This is a genomic window from Paraburkholderia fungorum, from assembly GCF_900099835.1.
In the GTDB taxonomy this organism is placed as follows: Bacteria; Pseudomonadota; Gammaproteobacteria; order Burkholderiales; family Burkholderiaceae; genus Paraburkholderia; species Paraburkholderia fungorum_A.
This window is the reverse complement of sequence record NZ_FNKP01000001.1, coordinates 899,839-922,236: the sequence shown is the minus strand read 5'-3', so window position 1 is coordinate 922,236 and position 22,398 is coordinate 899,839. Positions and strand designations below refer to the sequence as shown.

Below are 22,398 nucleotides of genomic sequence, written 5' to 3'. Positions count from 1 at the left end.
TCGAAAGCGGCGGGTCTTCTCCGGAGCCCGTCATGCGCATGATCCTCTTCAGCAGCCGTCAGTACGACATCGACACGTTCACCGAAACCAACGCCTCCCACGGTTACGAACTGCATTTCCAGGAGTCGCATCTCGATAGCGAAACGGCGATCCTCGCGCACGGTTATGAAGTGGTCTGCCCATTCGTCAACGATCATGTCGACGCCACCGTGCTGGAGCAACTCCATGCAGGCGGCACGCGCCTGATCGCGCTGCGCTCGGCGGGTTTCAATCACGTCGATCTGGCCGCCGCCGAGCGTCTTGGGATTCCCGTCGTGCGTGTGCCGGCCTATTCGCCGCATGCGGTAGCCGAGCACGCGGTCGGGCTGATTCTCGCGTTGAACCGGCGCTTGCCGCGTGCGGTCGCGCGCACGCGTGAGGGCGATTTCTCGTTGCATGGGCTGCTGGGATTCGATCTGCATGGCAAGACCGTGGGCGTGGTCGGCACCGGCATGATCGGGCGCGTGTTCGGACGGATCATGGCGGGCTTCGGCATGCAGGTGCTCGCGCACGATCCCGGCACGCCCGCCGACGATCTGCTCGCGCTCGGCGCACGCTACGTGCCGCTCGACACGCTGCTCGCCGAATCGGATGTGGTGAGCCTGCACTGCCCGCTGTTGCCGTCCACGTACCATCTGATCAACGGACCTGCGCTCGCCAAGATGAAGCGCGGCGCGATGCTGGTCAACACGGGGCGCGGCGGACTCGTCGAAGCCAACGCGCTGATCGGCGCGCTAAAAGACGGTCAGCTCGGCAATCTCGGTCTGGACGTGTATGAGGAAGAAGGCGGCATCTTCTTCGAAGATCATTCGAATCTGCCGCTCCAGGACGACGTGCTCGCGCGCCTGCTGATGTTCCCGAATGTGATCGTCACCGCGCACCAGGCGTTTTTCACGCGCGAGGCGATGAACGAGATTGCGCAGACCACGCTCGACAACGTCGCGGCCTGGCAAGGTGGCACGCCGCGCAATACGGTGCTTGCGGCGAGCCACGCGTAAGCGCTGCGAGCGCCTCGGTTTCCGGTTCGGTAACAGCAGGAGCGGCTGCTTAAACGCCGCCTTCCTTGCTCAATGAGACAGCGCGAATCGCCGTGCGGGCGTCGTCTGCGGCGCCGCACATTTCGCGCAGCAAGCCCGCCTCGCGCTCGTGCACTTCCACCGGACACCAGCGCGCGCCGGCATCGGCGAGATAACGCGCGCGATGCTGGCCATTGCGAAACGCCACCACCCCTTCGCGCTCCAGACCGAGCCAGCCGAGCAGACCCGAAGCGCGACGCGTCGAGATCGTCACGTAGGGCATCTGCGGCACGCGCGGGCTGTCCGGATCGAGAAACTCGCGAATGCCGCGCACCTTGCCCGAATGCCATTCGGCGACGGGCCGCAGCACGTAGTCGGTGTTATCGCGATCCGCACAGGCGAGCAGTTTGCGCACGTCGACCAGCACGACCTGGTGCCGCGTGCCGTCGGTGACGAAGACGCGTTTCAGGCGCACGTGGTCGTACCATGGATGTTCGTGCAGCGGCACGAGCCAGACGGTTTCAGCACATCCCGGCGCACCGGTTGGCGATGAATTGGACAAGGGCAAAGGCAGGCTCGATAAGCCGGCGAAAAAACGCCAGCGTGTGAATAGAGCGCTAACGCTACGAGCCGAGTGTGAAAGAAGCATGACGAGCCACTCTATTAATTACTCTGCATCGGCACCTCGCGCGAGCACGCGGGATAAGCGCGCTCGCGGGTACCGACCTCCACGGGTTCAACGATGATAACCACCCAAAATTTCAGTGAATACGTACGCATTGAACCTAACGAGGATAACGGCGTGGCGACGATCGTCCTTGAGCGTCCGGCGCGACGTAATGCGGTGGACCGTCCGGTTGCGCAGGCGTTGAGCGACGCGTTCAGCCGCTTCGAGGCGGAGCCCGCGTGGCGCGCGGCGGTGCTGTTCGGCGCGGGCGGCACGTTTTGCGCGGGCGCGGATCTGAGCGCGCTATCCGACGACACCCGCCGCAATGAACTGCACGCCGATGGCAGCGGCCCCGGCCCGATGGGTCCCACGCGGATGAGTTTCAGCAAACCGGTGATCGCGGCGATCGCCGGCTATGCCGTCGCGGGCGGGCTGGAGTTGGCCGCGATGTGCGACCTGCGGGTGGTCGAAGACGATGCGGTGCTGGGCGTGTTCTGCCGGCGCGTCGGGATTCCGCTGATCGACGGCGGCACGATCCGGCTGCCTCGTCTGATCGGACTGTCGCGAGCGCTCGATCTGATTCTCACCGGACGCGCGGTGAGTGCGCAGGAAGCGCTCGACTTCGGGCTCGCAAACCGCGTCGTGCCGAAAGGCTCTGTCCGCGCCGCAGCCGAGCAACTGGCTGCGGAGTTGGCCGCGTTTCCGCAGACGGCACTGCTCGCCGATCGCCGCTCCGCGTTGGAGAACAGCACGCTCGACGACCTCGCCGAAGCACTGCGTCGCGAAGGCGCGGGCGGCTATCGGGCGGTGTTCGACGAAGGCGTCGCCGGGGCGGCGAATTTTGCCGGAGGTGCGGGCCGTCACGGCGATCCGTTGCAGGCGGGCCCGCTCACGAAACGCTGAGCATTCCACTTTCGCTTTAGGGTTCGAAGCGCCGCCTCAAGACACGCGCGCCCCGTCCAGTTTTCAGCAAAAAACAACAATTGCCTTACGGATCAGCCGCGTCGTTTTGTCTTAGGTAGAATCCCCTACTGCTTTATCCCTGCCCGGCGCAGGCGTTTTCGCCCCGAAAACGCGCGTCGGCCGCACGGCGCTCCCGTCGTGCTGATTCACGCTCCGCCACCATGCCTTTACCCCTGCTAGCCCTTGCCGTCGCCGCGTTTGGAATCGGTACCACCGAATTCGTGATCATGGGGCTGCTGCCCGATGTCGCGCGCGATCTGTCCGTTTCGATTCCCGCTGCGGGGATGCTGGTGTCGGCCTATGCGCTCGGCGTGACGATCGGCGCGCCCATCGTCGCGATCGCGGTCGCCAACATGCCGCGCAAGAAAGCGCTGATGAGCCTGATCGGCGTGTTCATCGTCGGCAACCTGCTGTGCGCGGTGGCGCCAGGTTACGCGGTGCTGATGGCCGCGCGCATCGTCACGGCGTTCTGCCATGGCGCGTTCTTCGGGATCGGCTCGGTCGTGGCTGCGGGGCTGGTCGCGCCGAACCGCCGCGCGCAAGCCATTGCGCTGATGTTCACCGGCCTGACGCTCGCCAACGTGCTGGGTGTGCCGCTCGGCACCGCGCTCGGCCAGGCGGTCGGCTGGCGCGCGACGTTCTGGGCCGTGACCGGTATCGGCATCGTCGCCGCGGCGGCGCTGGCCGTGTGTCTGCCCGCGAAGATCGAGATGGAGAAAGCAAGTCTCGTCCGCGAATTCAGTGTGTTGAAGAACCCGCAGGTGCTGATGGTGCTCGGCATTAGCGTGCTCGCGTCGGCCAGTCTCTTTTCGACCTTCACCTACATCACCCCGATTCTCGAAGACGTGACCGGCTTCACGCCGCACGCGGTCACGATGGTGCTGTTGCTGTTCGGTCTCGGCCTGACGGTCGGCAGCACGCTCGGCGGCAAGCTGGCCGACTGGCGGCTGATGCCATCGCTGGTTGCGTTCCTGCTGGCGATCGTCGTGATCCTGACGATTTTCGCGGGCACGATGCACGCCGAGATTCCCGCGATGATCACGATTTTCGTGTGGGGCATTCTTGCCTTCGCGATCGTGCCGCCACTGCAAATGCTGATCGTCGACCGTGCAAGTCACGCGCCGAATCTGGCTTCGACGCTGAACCAGGGCGCGTTCAACCTCGGCAACGCGACCGGCGCGTGGCTCGGCGGTATGGCGATCGGTGCGGGCGCACCGCTGACCACGCTGCCGTGGGTCGGCGTGGCGACATCGATTGGCGCGTTGCTGCTGACGCTGTGGTCGGTGTCGATCGACCGGCGCGCGCAGCGGATGGCGGTGGCGGGTTAATCTCGAACTGGTTGCACGATGCGGGCGCGGTTTTCGCGCCCGTTCAGTTTCTTCTCTTCAATCGTTGCCGGCACGCATCATGCACACGCGTCGCCGCAACGTCCTGCGGGCGCCCCGTCCGACACGACAGGTGCCAATGCGTGGCGCCCGTAGTAGCATCCCGCCCGATGAAAGTCATCTTCACCCGCGATTTCCTCGCTCTGATCCTCAGTGTCGCCGTCGTCGGACTCGGCAGCGGCGCGACGCTTCCCCTCACGTCCCTCGCGTTGACGCAAGCCGGTTACGGCACCGACGTCGTCGGCCTGCTGACGGCGGCGCAAGCGGGCGGCGGTCTCATCATCGTGCCGCTGGCCGGATGGATCGCGGCACGCTTCGGTGGCCGTCAGGTGATTGTCGGCGCGGTATTGGTGGTCGCGTTCGCCACCGCGTTGATGCAACTCTCGGCGAACCTCTGGCTATGGGCCGTGTTGCGTCTGTTGTGCGGCGCGGCGTTAATGTTGCTGTTCACGATCGGCGAAGCCTGGGTCAACCAGTTGGCCGACGACGCTTCGCGCGGCCGCGTCATCGCGATCTACGCGACCAACTTCACGCTATTCCAGATGTCGGGGCCGGTGCTGGTGAGCCAGATCGCCGGATTCACGCATGAGCGTTTTCTGCTGTGCGGCGCAATTTTTCTGCTGGCATTACCGATGCTCGCGACGATCCGCACGACTCCGCACGCCCACGACGATGAACACGCAGCACACGGCGGCTGGCGTCGCGTGTTGCCGCAGATGCCCGCGCTCGTCATTGGCACGGGCTTCTTCGCGCTGTTCGACACGATTGCGCTGTCGCTGCTGCCGCTGTTCGCGATGTCGCACGGCATCGCGAGCGAGGTGGCCGTGCTGTTCGCGTCGGCGTTGCTGCTCGGCGATACGACGATGCAGTTTCCGATCGGCTGGCTCGCGGACCGGCTGGGGCGAGAGCGGGTGCATACCGGATGCGGGATCGTGGTCGTCGCGCTGTTGCCGCTGCTGCCGTGGGCGGTCCGCTCGCCGTGGTTGTGCTGGCCGCTGCTGTATGTGCTCGGCGCGGCGGCGGGCGCGATCTATACGTTGTCGCTGGTCGCGTGCGGCGAGCGCTTTCGCGGCGTCGCGCTGGTGTCGGCGAGTTCGCTGGTGGGTGCATCGTGGAGCGCGGCGAGCTTCGGTGGTCCGCTGGTGGCCGGTGCGTTGATGAAGCGGGTGGGCAACGACGCGATGGTCGGCGTGCTGCTGGTGGCGGCGCTCGCGTTTCTGGTTGCAGTGTGGTGGGAAAAGCGGCGCGGCTTCACGGAGATCGCGGGCTGATCGTTCGGCTCGACGGATTGGGCACGCGCGCGGATGCGCAGACGCGAGTTGCCACTGCATAAAAAAGGGGAGATCGGCGTGTAAGCCGATCTCCCCTTTTTTAGCGCCGCGCCGGTTCAACGCGGCTTGATCGTCACTTCAGCGCGGGCAAAATCTCGCCTGCACACAAGCCGAATCCCACGCGATATCCGTCGCCCTGACACCAGCCCGCCAGCGTCAGTTCGTCGCCGTCTTCGATGAAACTGCGCGTGCCGCCTTCGCGCAACTCCAGCGGCTTCTTGCCGTTCCATGTCAGTTCCAGCAGGCTGCCGAACGAATCCTCCGTCGGCCCGCTGATCGTGCCCGACCCCATCAGATCGCCCACGCGCGTATTGCAGCCCGACACCGTGTGATGCGCGAGTTGCTGTGCCATCGTCCAGTACATGTGCCTGAAGTTGGTCCGCGCAATCGTGCTCGCCTGCTTCGCCTCGCGCGGACGCAGCGTCACTTCCAGTCTGATATCGAACGCGTGCTGGCCCTCGTGACGCAGATACGCGAGCGGCTGAGGCTCCTGCACCGGCTGCGCGACGCGGAACGGTTCGAGCGCGTCGAGCGTGACGATCCACGGCGAGATCGTGGTCGCGAACGTCTTCGCGTTGAACGGGCCGAGCGGCACGTATTCCCATTGCTGGATATCGCGCGCGCTCCAGTCGTTCAGCAGCACCATGCCGAAGATATGCGCCTCGGCATCCGCGCACGCCACCGGCTCGCCCAGTGCGTTGCCCGCGCCGATCACGAAGCCGGTTTCCAGTTCGATATCGAGCTTGCGGCACGCGCCGAACACCGGGCGTTCCTGATCCGGCAGCTTCAACTGACCGTTCGGCCGACGCACCGGCGTTCCGCTCACCACCACCGACGACGCCCGCCCGTTGTAGCCGATCGGCATCTCCGACCAGTTCGGCAGCAGCGCATTCTTCGGATCGCGGAACATGGAGCCGACGTTCGTTGCGTGTTCCTTCGACGAATAGAAATCGGTGTAGCCGGGAATCTGCACGGGCAGATGCAGCTTCGCGTCGGCCTGACGCACGAGGACTTTCGCGCGCAACGCAGCGTCGTCGCGCAGTGTTGCGGTGTCGCGAGCCAGAAGCGTGCTCAATTGAACCCGCACGCTGCGCCACGTATCGCGACCCAGCGCGATGAAATCGTTCAACGTATCGCGCGCAAAAACATCCGCCTTCGATGTCGACGACGACAGCGACAGTTTCAGCAACCCTGCCGTCTGCAACGCGGCGAGATCGACGATCTGGTCGCCAATCGCCACGCCCACGCGACGCGCGTCGTTCTGCCTGTCGCTAAAAACACCGAACGGCAGATTCTGAATCGAAAAATCGTTGGTCGAATCGTTGGCCGACTCGACCCAGCTCCTGCGCGACGGATCGAGCGTCGCCTGAAGATCGCTCAATGCGTTCATCGTTGCTCCGGGTTGAAATGTTTCTTGAGACCTTGCCAGCACTCGTAGTAATGCGCCTGCAACTGCGCGGTTTCGAGTGCGAAACGGGTCGGCTTGATCAGCGTGCGCGTTTCGAACATGAACGCCATCGTGTCGCCGACTTTCTTCGGCACCGACGTATCGCCGTGCGACGCTTTTTCGAACGTGTCGGCGTCCGGGCCGTGACCCGTCATGCAGTTATGCAGACTCGCGCCGCCCGGCACGAAGCCCTCGGCCTTCGCGTCGTACACGCCGTGCACCAGCCCCATGAATTCGCTCGCGACATTGCGATGGAACCACGGCGGCCGGAACGTATCTTCGGCAGCGAGCCAGCGCGGCGGGAAAATCACGAAGTCGATCGTATCGACGCCCGGCGTGTCGCTTTGCGATTGCAGCACCAGAAATATCGACGGGTCGGGATGATCGAAGCTGATCGAGCCGATCGTGTTGAAGCGCCGCAGGTCGTACTTGTACGGCGCGTAGTTGCCGTGCCACGCAACTACGTCGAGCGGCGAATGGCCGATGTCCGCACGCCACAGATTGCCGTTCAGCTTCGCGACGAGTTCGAAGTCGCCCTCGCGGTCTTCGTACGCGGCGTGCGGCGTGAGGAAATCGCGCGGATTCGCCAGGCCGTTCGAGCCGATCGGACCGAGATCCGGCAAGCGCAGCAACGCCCCAAAGTTCTCGCAGATATAGCCGCGCGCGGTGTCGTCCGGCAGGCTCACCGAGAAGCGCACGCCGCGCGGGATCACCGCGATTTCGAACGGCCCGACTTCGAGCCGGCCCATTTCGGTCGCAATATCGAGGCGCCCTTCCTGCGGCACGATCAGCAGTTCGCCATCGGCGCTGTAGAAGAAGCGGTCCTGCATCGAACGGTTCGCCGCGTACAGATGAATCGCGCAGCCGTTCATCGATTCCGCCGAGCCGTTGCCCGCCATCGTCACCCAGCCGTCGATGAAATCGGTGGCGTCGGCCGGCATCGGCAACGCGTCCCAGCGAAGCTGATTCGGCGGCGTCGGAGGCACCTCGGCGAAGTTCGCGACTAGCCGGTCCGAAGGCAATGGGGTGAACGGCATATGCACGGCCGCCGGACGAATCCGGTACAGCCACGAGCGGCGGTTGTGTCCGCGCGGCGCGGTGAACGCGGTGCCAGAAATCTGCTCAGCGTACAGCCCGTAGGCTGCGCGTTGCGGCGAATTACGGCCTTCGGGCAACGCGCCGGGCAACGCTTCGGTCGCGAATTCGTTAGTGAATCCCGACTGATAGCCCGGCTCGATCTCGAGTCGCGAACTCGTTGCGGGCGCGGTTGTGGCCGCTTTACGTGTTGGGGTATCCATGCAAGGTTCTCCGTTGATACTCGACTCTTTTTCGCGTCACGCGGACTGCGTTCCGGACGGACGTCCACGCAGCCGCGTCAAACCGGCCAGCGCGATCACCAGCAGCGCGGAGCACAGCACCGGCGCGGCGGCGGCCTGAAACAGCGCGGCGTTCGACCAGTTCATCGCAATCAGCTGACCGCCGACGAGCGGCCCGATCACCGAGCCGATCCGCCCGATACCGAGGCTCCAGCCGATGCCGGTCGAGCGCAGCGTGGTCGGATAAAAGTGGCCGGCCAGCGCGTTGACCGCCGGTTGTCCGCCGACCACGCAGAAGCCGCCCGCGAACACGACGATCAGCAGCCACGGCAACGCATGCGCAACCGATCCGATCGCGCCGACCGCCAGCGCCGCGCCGATGAAACACACAAACAGCACGCGCACGAAACCGAAGCGCTCGATAAACCAGCCCAGCAGCAGCGTGCCGACCACGCCGCCCGTCTGCAAAACCGTGCCGACGATCACCGCCGTGCCCGCCGAATAACCGGCGTCGCGCATGACGGTCGGCAGCCAGTTCGACAGGAAGTACAGATCGATCAGGTTCATGAAGCTGATCGCCCACAGAATCGCCGTCACCGGGCCGCGTCCTGCGCGGAACAGTTCGGCGACGGGCGCGCCGCCGTTGCCCTTTTCCCGCACGACGAGACGCGTGTTCGAGTCGATCGGCAGCGCGGGGTTGAACTTCGCAAGCCAGCGCAACGCTTGTGCGCTGCGTCCCTTGAGCACGAGAAATTGCAGCGACTCGGGCAACGCGGCAAGCATCGCGAACGCGAGCAGCAACGGCACCGTGCCGCCGACCCAGAACACCGCGCGCCAGCCGTACGCCGGGATCAGCGCGGCGCTAACGAAGCCGCCGAGCGCCGCGCCCAGCGTGAAGCCGCACGACACGAGCATCATCCGCTTGACGCGATGCGCGGGGGTCGAGAACTCGCCGACCAGCGCCATCGCGTTCGGCATGATGCAGCCGAGTCCGAGACCGGTGATGAAGCGCAGTGTGATCAACGCGGGAATCGTCGACACGAGCGGTGTCGCGAGCATGGACAGCGCAAAGAAAAACGTCGCACCGATCAACACCGGCCGACGCCCGATCCGGTCGGCCAGCACCGACAGGCCCAACGCGCCGAGCAGCATGCCGAACAGGCTGGCGCTGAACACCGGCCCCAACGCCGCCTTCGACACGTGCCATTCGCCAATCACGCTCGGCGCGACGTAGCCCATCGCCTGCGCGTCGAAGCCGTCGATCAGCAGGCACAGCCCGCAGAGCGCGAACAGCATCATCTGGAATGCCGGCTGATGGGTGTCGCGAAGCACGTGCTCGACGTCGAGCACGTTGGTGGCATGCGGGCCGTTGGCGGCCGCGGCCGGGTTGGCGTTCATGAAGCTGTCTCCTGATCCTGGGCGGACTGGTTGGGCGGCCGTGCGGCTCGATGGGCCGGTGCGGCTTGGGGCGCATCTCGCGGGTGGGGCGCGGTCCGCCGCACGTGCGAGATGCGTTCGGGCAAACCACCCGCCGTTCCACTCTCCGCATCCGTTGAATCTCATTCGCAACGGCGTCGCGAGTTACACATAGTAAAACGAATTACGAATAGTGAAACTAACGTATACCCTGAACCACCCCGGACCAAAGCGCCGCGAGCCGCGCCCACAAGCGTTCGGCGGATAACGTTATGAGCATTTTGTTCATGACCGCGCTTTGCGGACTGCTACCATCAATGGATGCGGCAATCGAGTCGCGTCGCCGCGCGACTGCGCATTTATCCTGCTCATTCTTTTATTCCATGATTCCGCCGACCATCCCCGATCTCATCAAGCGCTCCGCCGGCCACCCGTTTCTCGGCGAACATCTGACGATGGGACAAGGGGAGCACGGCGACATCGCTCTGGCGCGCTTCAGGGACCTCGAACTGGCCAGTTCCTATGAGCCGATCTTCGACATCAGCGTGCATGCATTGGCGCAGTCGCTGTCGTCGGGCGCGGAGGGCGTGGATCGTTTCGGCGATGAACTCGGCTTCCAGGCCGTCACGCATCGGCTGGACTCCGCGCCGTTCGACGTGTTCGATCCGTTCGACCGGATCGGCGACGATCAGGAACTGGTCGCGCTCGACCGCATGTCACGGGCGTTGCATGCGATCAATTTCTTCGGCGCGCAACGGCATGGGCTGCTGTTTCTGCGCGTGCACGAGCGTTTGCTGAAGAGTGTGAAGTACGACCACGGACGGCATTTTTCGACCGTGCTGGTGTCGTTCGGATTGAACCCGTCGCGAGTGGTGATCGAGTTGCCGGCTGCGGCGGTCGCGCACAAGACCTTTCTCGGCTATCTGACCAGGAGCTATCAGCACTACGGTTTCAAGGTGGCGGGCAATCTGTCGAACGCGGGGCAGATTCTGTCGGTATCGGAAGCGGCGCGGCTCGACTTCATCAAGATGGACGCCGCCATCGCGTTGCGCGATGCGACGGTGAAACCGCTAGTCGGCTATGCGAGCCGTTTGAAGATTCCGCTGATTTTCAATCGCGTGATGGACGAAGCGCAGTTCCTCGCGTTGCAGCAGTACGACGTGCGGTTTGTGCAGGGGCCGTTGTTCACCGCGCATTATCACGATCGGGCGGTTTGATTGGGGTGAGATTGCGAGGCGATGTGCGGCTTGGGCTCATCGATGAGGCGAATAGATGCGTTATCTGTTGCCACGGTTGAGCCAGGACTATCTACGTGCGGGAGTATCCCGGCTTTTATCGCAGGTAGCGCCCTCCCGATTCACCGTTAGTAGCATCTGCTGTCGGCATGCAGTGGGCGTCTCATGTGCCAATCGTCTTTTTTCCCCACGTTACGCCACGGGTTTCAGTCAGGCACGTTCGCGCCTCAACCCGTATCGCCCAGTCGCCGCGCGAGCGCCTTCAATCTCGGCGCAACACTGTCACGAAACACCTCCTCTCCCATCGACGATGCCGGTCCGCTGCAACTCAGCACCAGCCAGCGCCCTTCGCGCGGCTCGCGAAATGGCACGGCCACCGCATTCACATCGTCGTGCCATGCGCGGAACGAATAGCAGCAACGCTCGCTAGCGAACGCGGCGATTTCCGCTTCGGCATCGGCGACCAGCGCCGCGCCTACCTTGCCCGCCGCCTTCTTCAAGTCGATCAGCAACGCCGCTTGCACGTCGGGCGGCTGCACGGCCAGATACGCGCGTCCCATCGAGCTGGTCAGCATCGACAGTTTCGAGCCGGATGCGAGCCCGAGCGTCAGTGCGGTCTCGCTGCGGATCGTCTCCAGATAAATCATGTCGAGCCCGTCGCGGCAACCGAGCGATACCGCCGCGCCCACCTCGCGCGCGAACGTGCGCATGTGCGGGCGCGCGAGTTCCAACGTGTCCGTACCTGATAGCAGCGCAAAACCCAGCGATAGCACGCCCGCGTCGAGCGCATATTTGCCGAGCGTTTCATCGAGCCGCAGATAGCCGAGGACGGTTAGCGTATAGGCGAGCCGGTTGACGGTCGCCTTCGGCAACCCCGTTCGTTCGACGAAATCGCGGTTGCCGAGCATTGTTTCGCCCGGCTTGAACGCGCGCAACAAGTCCAGCCCGCGCGCGAGGGCGACGACGAATTTGCGCTCGTCGAGCGGTTCAGGGGGAGTGGATGCTGGCGTCATCGGGTGATACACTCGGGTGTCGTTTGCAAAACATTGTTTCGCATAGCGGAACACAAGTCAAGCATGGATCAAGCAAGAATCAGGAGATACGTCATGGCCGAGGCCGCGCAGTTTCACTGGGAAGACCCGTTGCTGCTGGATCAGCAGCTCACCGAAGACGAACGCATGGTGCGCGACGCCGCCGCCGCTTACGCGCAGGACAAGCTGCAACCGCGCGTGCTCGAAGCGTTCCGCCACGAGAAGACTGACATCGAAATCTTCCGTGAAATGGGCGAACTCGGCCTGCTCGGCCCGACCATCCCCGAGCAATACGGCGGCCCCGGTCTGAACTACGTCGCATACGGTTTGATCGCGCGCGAGGTGGAGCGCGTCGATTCCGGCTACCGGTCGATGATGTCCGTGCAGTCGTCGCTCGTGATGGTGCCGATCAACGAATTCGGCTCTGACGCGCAAAAGCAGAAGTACCTGCCGAAGCTCGCCAGCGGCGAATGGATCGGCTGCTTCGGTCTGACGGAACCGAACCACGGCTCCGATCCGGGCAGCATGATCACGCGCGCGAAGAAAGTGGACGGCGGCTACTCGCTGTCGGGCTCGAAAATGTGGATCACCAATTCGCCGATCGCCGACGTGTTCGTCGTGTGGGCGAAGCTCGAGGAAGACGGCAAGGATTCGATCCGCGGCTTCATTCTCGAGAAGGGCTGGAAGGGGCTGTCGGCGCCGACCATTCATAGCAAGGTCGGTTTGCGTGCGTCGATCACCGGCGAGATCGTGCTCGACGACGTGTTCGTGCCGGAAGAAAACCGTTTCCCGGACGTCAGCGGTTTGCGCGGCCCGTTCACGTGTCTGAACTCGGCGCGCTACGGGATCGCGTGGGGTGCGCTCGGCGCGGCCGAGTCGTGCTGGCACACCGCGCGTCAGTACGTGCTCGATCGCAAGCAGTTCGGCCGGCCGCTCGCCGCAAACCAGTTGATCCAGAAGAAACTCGCCGACATGCAAACTGAAATCACGCTCGGCCTGCAAGGCGTGCTGCGCCTCGGCCGCATGAAGGACGAAGGCACGGCGGCGGTCGAGATCACGTCGATCATGAAGCGCAATTCATGCGGCAAGGCGCTGGACATTGCGCGACTCGCGCGCGACATGCTCGGCGGCAACGGTATTTCGGACGAGTTCGGGATTGCGCGGCATCTGGTGAATCTGGAAGTCGTGAATACGTACGAAGGCACGCACGACATTCACGCGCTGATTCTCGGGCGCGCGCAGACGGGCATCCAGGCGTTCTTCTGATTTTTCGCTGATGCTGTTCTGAAGTTCGATTGAAAAAAGAAGGCCGGTTCAATGTTGAACCGGCCTTCTTTGTTTGCAGCGCCATATTGCAACTAGCGATGCGCTTGATGAACCTCGCGAGCCGCATGACCCGCGCGATTCATTAGCCGCTTACTTGTTCGGCTGCGGCGTCATGCGCAGGTACGGACGCAATGCCTTGTAGCCCTTCGGGAACTTCTGCTTGATCACTTCTTCGTCCTTCAGCGACGGGACGATCACCACGTCGTCGCCCTGCTTCCAGTTGCCCGGCGTCGCGACGGAATGGTTGTCGGTGAGTTGCAGCGAGTCGATCACGCGCAGCACTTCGTCGAAGTTGCGGCCGGTGCTGGCCGGATACGTGATGATCAGACGCACCTTCTTCTTCGGGTCGATCACGAACAACGAGCGGACCGTCAGCGTCTCGTTGGCGTTCGGGTGAATCATGTCGTACAGCTCGGCCACCTTGCGGTCGCCGTCAGCGAGAATCGGGAAGCCAACGTTCGCGGCCTGCGTCTCGTTGATGTCCTTGATCCATTCCTTATGCGACTCGGCGCTGTCGACCGACAACGCGATCGTCTTCACATTGCGCTTTTCGAACTCGCCGGCCAGCTTCGCTGTGAGGCCGAGTTCGGTCGTGCAGACCGGCGTGAAGTCGGCGGGGTGCGAGAACAGCACGCCCCAACTATCGCCCAGCCACTCATGAAACCTGATATGACCAACACTCGATTCCTGCTCGAAATCCGGCGCGATATCGCCAAGACGTAGACTCATTGTGCATCTCCTTAAAGGTAGTCGGATTTCCCGCGCGGGCTGTTGCCCGCAACGCCCCGCAAACATAAAGCATATGGCAACGACAGTACATGGCGAACGAACATCGCGTCACTACTTTATGCGTTTTTGTAATTTTCACCGATTTAGTGGAAACTTTGCGGGACAGATCAACTCCATGCTACGCATACTTTGGGAAGATTGACCTTCCAAACTGCATTTCTATGGTTTTGCTGCGTCGGGAACAGTTCGTGCGTTCCTCGAATCAACCGGGCACGGCGCTCGCCAGCAAACGTTTCTTTGGTTACGATTCACGCGTGGCCGTGAGACGAAGGGGAGTTGTCAATGTCGGAAGTCAACAAGGAGAGATTGATGTCGGATATCAAAACCGTCCTCGCGGACGCTGAGGATCTGCTGAAACAGGCCGCGAGCGCCACTGGCGAGCGCGCTTCGGAACTGCGTGAAACGGCGCTGACGCGCCTGAAGCAGGCTAAGGAAAAGGCCGCTGACGTGCAGGTCGTGGTGGTCGAGAAAGGCAAGAAAGCCGCTCGCGCTACCGACGACTACGTGCATGAGCATCCGTGGGCGTCCATCGGCATCGCTGCGGGCGCGGGCGTGCTGCTGGGTCTGCTGATCAATCGCAAGTAAGACATCGCAAGCAATATTGATGAGGTCGTCGGTCGGGTTTTCGTCCGGCGCACCAGCGAATCGGGTAGACCGGCGCATGCCTGGCCGGTCTGCTTTTCCTGGCGCGCGCTCGCGCCAGGCAGGCCTTCACGCGCAACGCCCACAGCCATGACGCCATGACCATCGAAACACATTCGCAGCGCGGAGAACCTAGTCCGTTGCGCCGCATTATCGGTTCCGTATTTGCCATACTGCAGACACGGCTCGAACTGGTCGGCATTGAACTCGCCGAAGAAAAAGACCGTCTGCTCGGCGTGCTGTTCCTTGGCCTGGCAGCCATGATGCTCGCCACGATGGCGCTCATCGCGCTGACTGCACTCATCGCGATTTCATTCTGGGACACCTACCGGTGGCAGTCGCTTGCCGGCATCACCCTCGTTTATGCCATCGCGGGACTCGCTTGTGCGCTGAAAGCGCGCAGCGGCTTGCGCAATGCGCCTATGGTGTTCGAAGCCACGGTTGCCGAGTTCGAGAAAGATCGCGACGTATTTCGCAAACCTTGAAGCGTAAGGTTCAGCCAGTGTGCAGGTGCGCGCTGAGTTGCGGTTGTGAAGCTGCTTCGCCTTTGCTGTTCTGTTCGACCTGACTGACGTCGAACGGCCGTCCCACCTCACCTCCACTGCCGTCGATACGCCATGAGCCAAAGCCATTCCGACACCGCCTTCCGTAACAAGCGCCATCAGGCGAAGGATCTGAGCGCGCCGCATCTGCGTGCGTTGCGCAAGGAGTTGCTGCTGGTGCGCGCGGATGTCGAGCGAATGGAGCTCGCTCAGGCGACCATCGAATTGCGACAGGCGGTTACGCATTTCAGCTGGCTCAAATTTATCGTGCCGGGCTTTGGTGGAGTACGGACCCGCAGCGGCGAAAAGGCGAGCTTTATCAACGCTGGAACCATTGGCGCTTTGCTTAAGCAATATCCGTTTGTTAGCTCGATTGCTTCGATGTTGCTTGCCAAGCCATTGCGTGCCACGGTCGCGGCCGGTGCAAAGCCGGCACTCAAATGGGGCAGCCTCGGGCTCGCCGCGTGGGAAGCGTATCGGATCTGGCAGCAGATGAAGCGCGAGTCGGCGGCACCTGCCGGGGCGGCTGCTTCTCCTCGGGCTAAAGAAGAATCAGTGGATGGCGGGTATTGAAGGGTTCCTGATTAGGAGTCGATAGTTTGTTGGGGCAATTGAGCGGTTATCTGTCGCACGCTCTGTCGTCAGGTTGTATTCCAGCACTCGCCGCTCGCCGGCATAGAACCGCCTTCGTTTTCCGAACCTCTATTGCCTCGCAGGCCGGTCGCGTCGAGTGTGAAAGTCCCGCAGGCGTCGTCACGCATCGGGCCCGATTCCGCCGGCGTTGCCTCGATCGAATAGCCACCGTTTGTGTCATCGGCGGGCAGCACGCGCAAGCGATAAATCGACACTCCGAATTGCGGCGCCTGGTCCAGTCCCGGTGGCAATGTCGGGACACCGTCACTTGCCGCCCCCTCGATAAATTGCGCTGCCCGATATAACGCCGAAGCTGCGTCGATGCGATGCGTTCGCGCTATATGGCTGCGATACGCGGGCACCGCGAACACAGCCAGGGTGGCGGCTATCGCCAGCGTGATCATCAATTCGAGCAACGTGAACGCGGACGTGTTTGGCGCTTTCATAACTCTCCCTCAAAACGGCCTGGCCGCGACGCGCCGCCAATGACGCTCGATCGCTCCGCCATCAATCACCAACTCCATCTGCAGCCACACTTGCGAGTCGTCGCTACGCCCGAACCCGCGTGAAGTCAGCAAATACGCTTGAGCATCAACGCGATTGGCGAGGCGCCACGTCTCTATCAAACATTGCGGCGCCCGCTGCGAGCCTGGCCATTGCGCGACGGGCGTGACTGCTCCAGCCTCGAATGCACTTTTGAGTTTCCATTGAGTCGGCTCGACGGACGCAACCGGCGGTGCCTGGACCGCTTCTGCAACCGCAGCAACGACAGTGCGGGTGCAGGCAATCAGCGCTGAATCTGCGGCGTGGAAGGCCTGCAAATAGTCACGCACATTGCTGGCCGAGCGCGCTGCCGCCAACGATGTTTCGAACCATACCGCCGACGTGGTCAGCATCATGGTTGAGATCAGCAGAACGATTGGCAGCACGACACCGCGCTGGAGAACACGCCGAGCGCGACCGGTGCCGCCGAGACCTCGAATACGTGACAGCACATCGCAACCTGGTGAAGTTTTCTCGCGCTCGCGGCATAGCCCGGAATTTTTTGATCGGTCGGTCACAGAAAACCCTCCGGGTGATTACGCAACGCCACTCGCCGCGAGAACGCCTGCCGTGGACGCAAATCGGTGCCGAGGACACTCACGCCGTCGCAATCGACATAACGTGACCGCTGACCCTGCGGTGAACCACGAACGAGCACGCAAAGATCGACGGCCACGACGTTTGTCCATTGATCGACGGCTACCGCTGATGCGTCTACTGCGCTCAACGCGCTGGCTAGCCAGTATCTGACCCGTATGCGCTCGACGCCCTCCACCAGAGGTTGCGCAGAGCCCACCTTGCCGCTGCCTTCGCAATAGAGTTCAGGCTCGCCGGTCGACGTGCTGACGCTGGCAAAGTACCGGTTGACCACCAGCGCACCCTGCTCCCCAAACGCCGCACCGTCGCCTGTCACCGCTTGTCCAAGGCAATCGGTGACGTTGCCGGCTGAGGATGGCCACGTGGACACCGGATCCCCCACATATCGAACCGCGACGCCGTCCGACCGGCTGGTCAAGGTCGTGCAGGCAAGACTGTCGTCAGCCCCCGTTGGACGACCGCCGGAGCATCCGGACAACGGCGGCGGGCCGCTATAACTTGCGGCATCCGCGGGAACGAAGCCGGCCATTTGCACTTGCTGGCCGATCAGCGACAAGGCGGTCAACCCGGCTTCGCGAATTGTCGTGGCGTTGCTCGCACGCTCGAACGCAGCGCGCTGACTTGAGTAGAGCGACACGGCGCCTGCCGTCACAACGAGTCCCAAGGCCATTGCAATCAGCAACTCGATCAGCGTTTGACCGTGAGAGCCGGATTTGCGCGAAGTCATCGGATCAACGCCAGCGCGACGCATGAGGTGCCGGCAGGGACATCGGCGCCACCACAGGACTCCGGTTTGTCGATTACGTCACCGTTTGCCGGCATGTCCTTGACGGATGTCCACGTGACTCGCGCGATGGCCACGCCCGCGCTGTCGCCTGACGAAGCTTCCCCATGCGGTAAGAGCGTAGTGGCCTGTGAGTTCCATTGCCGCGTGGCGGAATCAGCCAATGCTGGCGTACGCATTGCCTCGGCCACAGAATCGGCGATCCATGCCGCCTGCTCGCGCATTGCCATCGCGCGGGCTTCGCGAGCGGTCCACAATTGCCCGGCGATAAGTCCGAGCGCTGTGATTGCCATCAACGCAACGGCCAGCATGACTTCGATCAGCGAGCTGCCAGTGGACTTTGATGCGCGACAACGTGGTCGCGGGTTGAACGGATATCGCATCATGACGCCGCTCCGCAAGCACCTTCGGAAATCCTTGCGCGACCACCTGCCGCGATGTGGACACAGCGTCGCCACTTGGCCCCTTGTGTCGCTTTCGACGACGCAGCCGGTGCGATATCAAAACTACGGAAGGTGCCAATCAATTGGCCGGCAGGCGGCGTAAATGTCAGATTTGTCTGTACCCCGACGATGCTTACTGCCGCGAGCAGCGGTTGCGCCCGCAGTAGTGAAAGCGTGCCCGCGCGGTCGGCAAAAACGGCCCATCCGCACGACCAGTCGGCAACACCGCTCACGCAGGGCTGCCCCGTGCTCAGGCAACGTCGCGCCGAATCGATCCTGCAAACAATGACACGTGAGCCCCGACGCAGCGCCTCGCTGCGCGCAAAAGCGAGAGTCGAGGCCAGCGCCCTTGTGCGCGCATCGACCTGATCGCGGACATGCCACGCGACGAACGATGGCGTCGCCAGGACCGCGATCACCGCCAGCAACGCAAGCACGGCCAGCGTTTCGACAAGCGTGAAGCCGCCGGCAGACGGCCGGTAAACGGCGTCGTATTTCATCTGCACCCCTGATCGTTTCGAAGAATACGGCCAATCTAGCAATTCGGAGAAGGCTCAACCATCGGCCGAATGGCCAGGTGGCACCAGGACGCTATTCCGCGCAAAAATTCACGCGACGGACCATAACGGCAGCAGGAGATGTAGATGCGCGAAACAAGGCGAAGAACGACGGACGCTCGCTTGCGAAGCGATGCGCAACAGCAATCAGCGCTTGCGAGCAGGCTTGGGAGGAGAAGAGGCGCGGCGAAATTCTTCGATCACGTCTTCAAATTCGGAGACGTCTTCAAAGCGCCGGTAAACGGAAGCAAAACGAACGTAGGCAATCGTGTCGAGAGCGCGCAACTCGTTCATCACGAGCTCGCCGAGGCGCTCGCTGCGCACCTCGCGCTCACCGCTACCGAGCAATTGATACTCGATGCGGGCAACCGCCGCGTCGATCGCGTCTGCTGCAACCGGGCGCTTGCGCAGCGCCAGTTGCATGCTCGCGACAATCTTGCGGCGGTCGAATTCCGTACGGCTGCCGTCCTTCTTGACGACCGACGGCAGCGCCAGCTCAACCCGCTCATACGTCGTGAAACGTTTGTCGCAGGCCGGGCAGCGGCGGCGCCGGCGAATCGTCGCGCCGTCTTCGGATACGCGCGAATCGACAACCTGCGTATCGGCGTGACGGCAGAAGGGACAATGCATAACGGCTTAACGGTAGACCGGGAAACGCTGGGTCAGCTCGGCAACCTGAGCACGCACACGGTCGATCGTAGCGGTGTCTTCCGGGTTGTCCAGAACGTCGGCAATCAGGTTACCGACCTGCTCGGCTTCCTTCACGCCAAAACCGCGCGTGGTCATGGCCGGCGAGCCGAGACGCACGCCGCTCGTCACGAACGGCTTTTCCGGGTCGTTCGGGATTGCGTTCTTGTTGACGGTGATGTGCGCTGCACCGAGGGCCGCTTCCGCTGCCTTGCCGGTAATTTTCTTCGCGCGCAGATCGACCAGCATGACGTGGCTTTCGGTGCGACCCGACACGATACGCAGACCGCGTTTAACCAGCGTTTCCGCCAGCACGCGTGCGTTTTCGACCACTTGTTGCTGATATTCCTTGAATTCCGGCGACAGCGCTTCCTTGAACGCGACAGCCTTACCGGCGATCACGTGCATCAGCGGGCCGCCCTGAATGCCCGGGAAGATTGCCGAGTTGATCTGCTTCTCGAACTCCGCCTTCATCAGGATCACGCCGCCGCGCGGGCCGCGCAGGCTCTTGTGCGTGGTGGTGGTGACGAAGTCGGCGAACGGCACCGGATTCGGGTAGACGCCCGCTGCGATCAGGCCGGCATAGTGCGCCATGTCGACCATGAAGTACGCGCCAACCGACTTGGCGATCTTCGACAGGCGTTCGAAATCGATGCGCAACGCAAACGCGGACGCGCCCGCCACGATCAGCTTCGGCTTGTGTTCCTGAGCCAGCTTCTCAGCCGCTTCGTAGTCGATGTCTTCCGCTTCGTTCAGGCCGTAGCTGACCACGTTGAACCACTTGCCCGACATGTTGACCGGCGAACCGTGCGTCAGGTGACCGCCGTGGGCGAGGCTCATGCCCATGATCGTGTCGCCCGGCTTGAGCATCGCGAAGAACACGCCCTGGTTAGCCTGCGAACCCGAATTCGGCTGCACGTTGGCAGCTTCGGCGCCGAACAGTTGCTTGACGCGGTCGATCGCCAGCTGCTCGGCGATGTCGACGTATTCGCAGCCGCCGTAGTAGCGCTTGCCCGGGTAGCCTTCGGCGTACTTGTTGGTGAGTTGCGAGCCTTGCGCAGCCATCACGGCCGGGCTCGTGTAATTTTCCGACGCGATCAGTTCGATGTGCTCTTCCTGACGGCGGTTTTCCTGCTCGATGACCTTCCAGAGTTCAGGATCGACGTTGGCGATGGTGCTTTGGGCTCTGTCAAACATACGGATTCCGTTGAGTGTGTTCAGGTTGACCGGATCGTGCGCCGAACTTTGCGTAGAGGGTACGCAGCGCTGCTGGCGGCTGGGCCAGCCCTGACGTGGCGATTGGAGAGTCGCCGCACACGCGAGGCAGGACAGCCACCGTCAGCGCAGATAAATGCGCGCGGATCACGGCTGCCCAGGCGAACGGCAAAACGGCACCCCGCGCTTCACGGTGGGTTGTTCCACCTTGAATCCGATTGGTTGAATCGGTTCTATCGCCAGTCACGCAGGGTCGAGCGCGTTAGTTTATTGGAAGAGGATCGAATAGGCAACCGGCTCACGGGTGCGGCGGCGCCCCCTGGAAAGACACCCCGCCGCATCCTTCCGTGCAGCGCGCAAACATCGGACGAAAATGGCCCGCGATTCCGCTGCGTGCCCGTGCCAGAGCCTCTTATACGGCTGGTTCAACCTTGCCGCAGCGCCGCATTGGAAGTAGGCTTGGGACCTTTGCTTCTCACCGACCAGGAAACTGCAATGATCGTGTTTGTAACCGGAGCGTCCGCGGGATTCGGCGCTGCTATCGCTCGCGCCTTCGTCAAGGGCGGCCATCGCGTCGTCGCCACCGCTCGCCGCAAAGACCGCCTGCAAGCCCTCGCCGACGAACTCGGCGACGCACTTCTGCCCTATGAACTCGACGTGCGCGACCGCGCCGCTGTCGAAGCGGTCCCGGCATCGCTGCCGGCCGATTTCGCTGCAATCGACGTCCTCGTCAACAACGCGGGCCTCGCTCTCGGCACCGAACCTGCTCAAAAGGCGAGCCTCGACGAGTGGAACACCATGATCGAGACCAACTGCACAGGCCTCGTGCAAGTCACGCATGCGCTGCTGCCGGGCATGGTCGAACGCAATCGCGGGCACGTTTTCAACCTGGGTTCTGTGGCGGGCCGCTGGCCGTACGCGGGCGGCAACGTTTACGGCGCCACCAAAGCCTTCGTGCGCCAGTTCAGCCTGAACCTGCGCGCCGATCTGGCCGGCACGGCACTGCGCGTCACCGACATCGAACCGGGCTTGTGCGGAGGCACCGAATTCTCGAACGTGCGTTATCGCGGCGACGACGAAAAAGCCGGCAAGGTCTACGAAAACGTTCAGCCGCTGACGGCGGAAGATATCGCCGACTCCGTTTACTGGATCGCCACTCGTCCGGCACACGTGAATATCAACACGATCGAGCTGATGCCGGTGGCTCAATCGTTCGCCGGATTGTCTATTCATCGCGGCTAAAGCCCGCCAGACGGGGCGCACACTTTGAAACAGACCCGGGGGTGTGCGTTCCGGTAAAATGCGCCGCATGAATATTTCGACCAGCCAGCCTGGCACGGAAATCGGCTACACGTGGCCTATCCGCGTGTACTACGAAGATACCGACGCCGGCGGCATCGTGTTTTACGCAAATTACCTGAAATTTTTTGAACGGGCGCGTACCGAATGGCTACGCGCGTGCGGTGTCGACCAGGCCCGGCTGGCGGATGAAACTGGCGCAATTTTCATTGTCAGCAATACTGCGGTCGACTATCGGGCGCCGGCCAGGCTTGACGATATCGTCAAAATTGTCAGCCGGATCGAGCGTCTTGGCCGAGCTTCGGTGGATTTCACGCAGGAAGCGTGGCGTGACGGCACGCTGCTTGCTAAAGGGACAATCCGGATTGGCTGTGTCGACCGTATCGCGCTTCGCCCGACCGCGATTCCTCCGCCGGTTCTCGCTGCTTTGCGGCGCGGACCGGAAGTCGGCGGCGGCGTGTCAACGAATCACACCTGAACTCCGTTGATACGGGG

24 protein-coding genes and 1 riboswitch are annotated in these 22,398 nt (G+C 62.9%); of the genes, 11 read left to right on the top strand and 13 right to left on the bottom strand.

Annotated elements, in window-relative coordinates; translation table 11 throughout:
• The first annotated feature begins 32 nt into the window (after window positions 1-32).
• The gene (locus BLS41_RS04165) at window positions 33-1,037 is read left to right on the top strand and encodes a 2-hydroxyacid dehydrogenase (RefSeq protein ID WP_074763135.1); all 1,005 of its coding nucleotides are present in this window, start codon (window positions 33-35) and stop codon (window positions 1,035-1,037) included.
• A gap of 49 nt (window positions 1,038-1,086) precedes the next feature.
• Here BLS41_RS04165 and BLS41_RS04160 read toward each other — a convergent pair whose 3' ends face one another.
• A complete protein-coding gene (locus BLS41_RS04160) occupies window positions 1,087-1,704 on the bottom strand; it encodes a plasmid fertility inhibition factor family protein (protein WP_074763134.1) in 618 nt (205 codons plus the stop codon).
• Between the two features lie 93 nt (window positions 1,705-1,797).
• Between BLS41_RS04160 and BLS41_RS04155 the strand changes: the two genes are divergently transcribed.
• From BLS41_RS04155 to BLS41_RS04145, 3 genes are all read left to right on the top strand, one after another.
• Window positions 1,798-2,625, top strand: a complete 828-nt coding sequence (locus tag BLS41_RS04155) for a crotonase/enoyl-CoA hydratase family protein (RefSeq protein ID WP_074763133.1) — start codon at window positions 1,798-1,800, stop codon at window positions 2,623-2,625.
• 221 nt (window positions 2,626-2,846) lie between these two features.
• Window positions 2,847-4,013, top strand: coding sequence for an MFS transporter (locus BLS41_RS04150; protein WP_074763132.1), 1,167 nt, complete (start codon window positions 2,847-2,849; stop codon window positions 4,011-4,013).
• 167 nt (window positions 4,014-4,180) lie between these two features.
• Complete coding sequence (locus BLS41_RS04145) at window positions 4,181-5,341, top strand: MFS transporter (protein ID WP_083379926.1); 1,161 nt, start codon at window positions 4,181-4,183, stop codon at window positions 5,339-5,341.
• Window positions 5,342-5,474: 133 nt separating this feature from the next.
• Here the strand turns inward: BLS41_RS04145 and fahA are convergent, their stop codons facing one another.
• The 3 genes from fahA to BLS41_RS04130 are packed head-to-tail and all read right to left on the bottom strand — an operon-like array spanning window position 5,475 to window position 9,562.
• A complete protein-coding gene (gene fahA / locus BLS41_RS04140; protein WP_074763130.1) occupies window positions 5,475-6,791 on the bottom strand; it encodes a fumarylacetoacetase in 1,317 nt (438 codons plus the stop codon).
• Window positions 6,788-8,146 carry a homogentisate 1,2-dioxygenase gene (gene hmgA / locus BLS41_RS04135; RefSeq protein WP_074763129.1) on the bottom strand — a complete coding sequence of 453 codons (1,359 nt, stop codon included), beginning with the start codon at window positions 8,144-8,146 and terminating at the stop codon, window positions 6,788-6,790. The genes fahA and hmgA overlap by 4 nt, the downstream gene beginning before the upstream one ends.
• A 36-nt stretch (window positions 8,147-8,182) precedes the next feature.
• A complete protein-coding gene (locus tag BLS41_RS04130; protein WP_074763128.1) occupies window positions 8,183-9,562 on the bottom strand; it encodes an MFS transporter in 1,380 nt (459 codons plus the stop codon).
• Window positions 9,563-9,963: 401 nt separating this feature from the next.
• Between BLS41_RS04130 and BLS41_RS04125 the strand changes: the two genes are divergently transcribed.
• Complete coding sequence (locus tag BLS41_RS04125; protein ID WP_074766275.1) at window positions 9,964-10,797, top strand: EAL domain-containing protein; 834 nt, start codon at window positions 9,964-9,966, stop codon at window positions 10,795-10,797.
• A 245-nt stretch (window positions 10,798-11,042) separates the two neighbouring features.
• Here BLS41_RS04125 and BLS41_RS04120 read toward each other — a convergent pair whose 3' ends face one another.
• Entirely contained in the window at window positions 11,043-11,828 is a 786-nt protein-coding gene (locus tag BLS41_RS04120; RefSeq protein WP_074763127.1) for an IclR family transcriptional regulator, read from the bottom strand.
• Window positions 11,829-11,921: 93 nt separating this feature from the next.
• Between BLS41_RS04120 and BLS41_RS04115 the strand changes: the two genes are divergently transcribed.
• Entirely contained in the window at window positions 11,922-13,112 is a 1,191-nt protein-coding gene (locus tag BLS41_RS04115) for an acyl-CoA dehydrogenase (RefSeq protein WP_074763126.1), read from the top strand.
• Window positions 13,113-13,262: 150 nt separating this feature from the next.
• Here the strand turns inward: BLS41_RS04115 and BLS41_RS04110 are convergent, their stop codons facing one another.
• Complete coding sequence (locus BLS41_RS04110) at window positions 13,263-13,901, bottom strand: peroxiredoxin (RefSeq protein ID WP_074763125.1); 639 nt, start codon at window positions 13,899-13,901, stop codon at window positions 13,263-13,265.
• A gap of 342 nt (window positions 13,902-14,243) precedes the next feature.
• Here BLS41_RS04110 and BLS41_RS04105 point away from each other — a divergent pair, with 342 nt between their 5' ends.
• The 3 genes from BLS41_RS04105 (at window position 14,244) to BLS41_RS04095 (ending at window position 15,718) form a co-directional block, all read left to right on the top strand.
• On the top strand, window positions 14,244-14,546 hold the full coding sequence (locus BLS41_RS04105) for an ElaB/YgaM/YqjD family protein (RefSeq protein WP_028198798.1): 303 nt from the start codon (window positions 14,244-14,246) through the stop codon (window positions 14,544-14,546).
• 155 nt (window positions 14,547-14,701) lie between these two features.
• Window positions 14,702-15,088, top strand: coding sequence for a phage holin family protein (locus BLS41_RS04100; protein ID WP_074763124.1), 387 nt, complete (start codon window positions 14,702-14,704; stop codon window positions 15,086-15,088).
• A gap of 132 nt (window positions 15,089-15,220) precedes the next feature.
• On the top strand, window positions 15,221-15,718 hold the full coding sequence (locus BLS41_RS04095) for a DUF3318 domain-containing protein (RefSeq protein WP_074763123.1): 498 nt from the start codon (window positions 15,221-15,223) through the stop codon (window positions 15,716-15,718).
• A gap of 68 nt (window positions 15,719-15,786) precedes the next feature.
• Here the strand turns inward: BLS41_RS04095 and BLS41_RS04090 are convergent, their stop codons facing one another.
• The 7 genes from BLS41_RS04090 to glyA form a co-directional block, all read right to left on the bottom strand.
• On the bottom strand, window positions 15,787-16,224 hold the full coding sequence (locus BLS41_RS04090) for a type IV pilin protein (RefSeq protein WP_074763122.1): 438 nt from the start codon (window positions 16,222-16,224) through the stop codon (window positions 15,787-15,789).
• Window positions 16,225-16,233: 9 nt separating this feature from the next.
• Window positions 16,234-16,677 carry a pilus assembly PilX family protein gene (locus BLS41_RS04085; RefSeq protein WP_436971994.1) on the bottom strand — a complete coding sequence of 148 codons (444 nt, stop codon included), beginning with the start codon at window positions 16,675-16,677 and terminating at the stop codon, window positions 16,234-16,236.
• 158 nt (window positions 16,678-16,835) lie between these two features.
• Window positions 16,836-17,645, bottom strand: a complete 810-nt coding sequence (locus BLS41_RS04080; RefSeq protein ID WP_074766271.1) for a PilW family protein — start codon at window positions 17,643-17,645, stop codon at window positions 16,836-16,838.
• Window positions 17,642-18,088 (bottom strand): type IV pilus modification PilV family protein, encoded by a 447-nt coding sequence (locus BLS41_RS04075; protein WP_074763121.1) that lies wholly within the window; start codon window positions 18,086-18,088, stop codon window positions 17,642-17,644. Before BLS41_RS04075 ends, BLS41_RS04080 begins: the two co-directional genes overlap by 4 nt.
• On the bottom strand, window positions 18,085-18,645 hold the full coding sequence (locus BLS41_RS04070) for a GspH/FimT family pseudopilin (RefSeq protein WP_143026214.1): 561 nt from the start codon (window positions 18,643-18,645) through the stop codon (window positions 18,085-18,087). Before BLS41_RS04070 ends, BLS41_RS04075 begins: the two co-directional genes overlap by 4 nt.
• A 204-nt stretch (window positions 18,646-18,849) precedes the next feature.
• Window positions 18,850-19,332, bottom strand: a complete 483-nt coding sequence (gene nrdR, locus BLS41_RS04065; protein ID WP_042328342.1) for a transcriptional regulator NrdR — start codon at window positions 19,330-19,332, stop codon at window positions 18,850-18,852.
• A gap of 6 nt (window positions 19,333-19,338) precedes the next feature.
• Window positions 19,339-20,586 carry a serine hydroxymethyltransferase gene (glyA, locus tag BLS41_RS04060; RefSeq protein ID WP_074763119.1) on the bottom strand — a complete coding sequence of 416 codons (1,248 nt, stop codon included), beginning with the start codon at window positions 20,584-20,586 and terminating at the stop codon, window positions 19,339-19,341.
• A gap of 166 nt (window positions 20,587-20,752) precedes the next feature.
• Window positions 20,753-20,861: riboswitch (ZMP/ZTP riboswitch) on the bottom strand.
• Between the two features lie 238 nt (window positions 20,862-21,099).
• Between glyA and ydfG the strand changes: the two genes are divergently transcribed.
• Window positions 21,100-21,846: a bifunctional NADP-dependent 3-hydroxy acid dehydrogenase/3-hydroxypropionate dehydrogenase YdfG gene (ydfG, locus tag BLS41_RS04055; RefSeq protein WP_074763118.1), complete on the top strand. Its 747-nt coding sequence runs from the start codon at window positions 21,100-21,102 to the stop codon at window positions 21,844-21,846.
• Window positions 21,847-21,904: 58 nt separating this feature from the next.
• Window positions 21,905-22,381, top strand: coding sequence for a tol-pal system-associated acyl-CoA thioesterase (gene ybgC / locus BLS41_RS04050; protein WP_074763117.1), 477 nt, complete (start codon window positions 21,905-21,907; stop codon window positions 22,379-22,381).
• Window positions 22,382-22,398 lie beyond the last annotated feature (17 nt).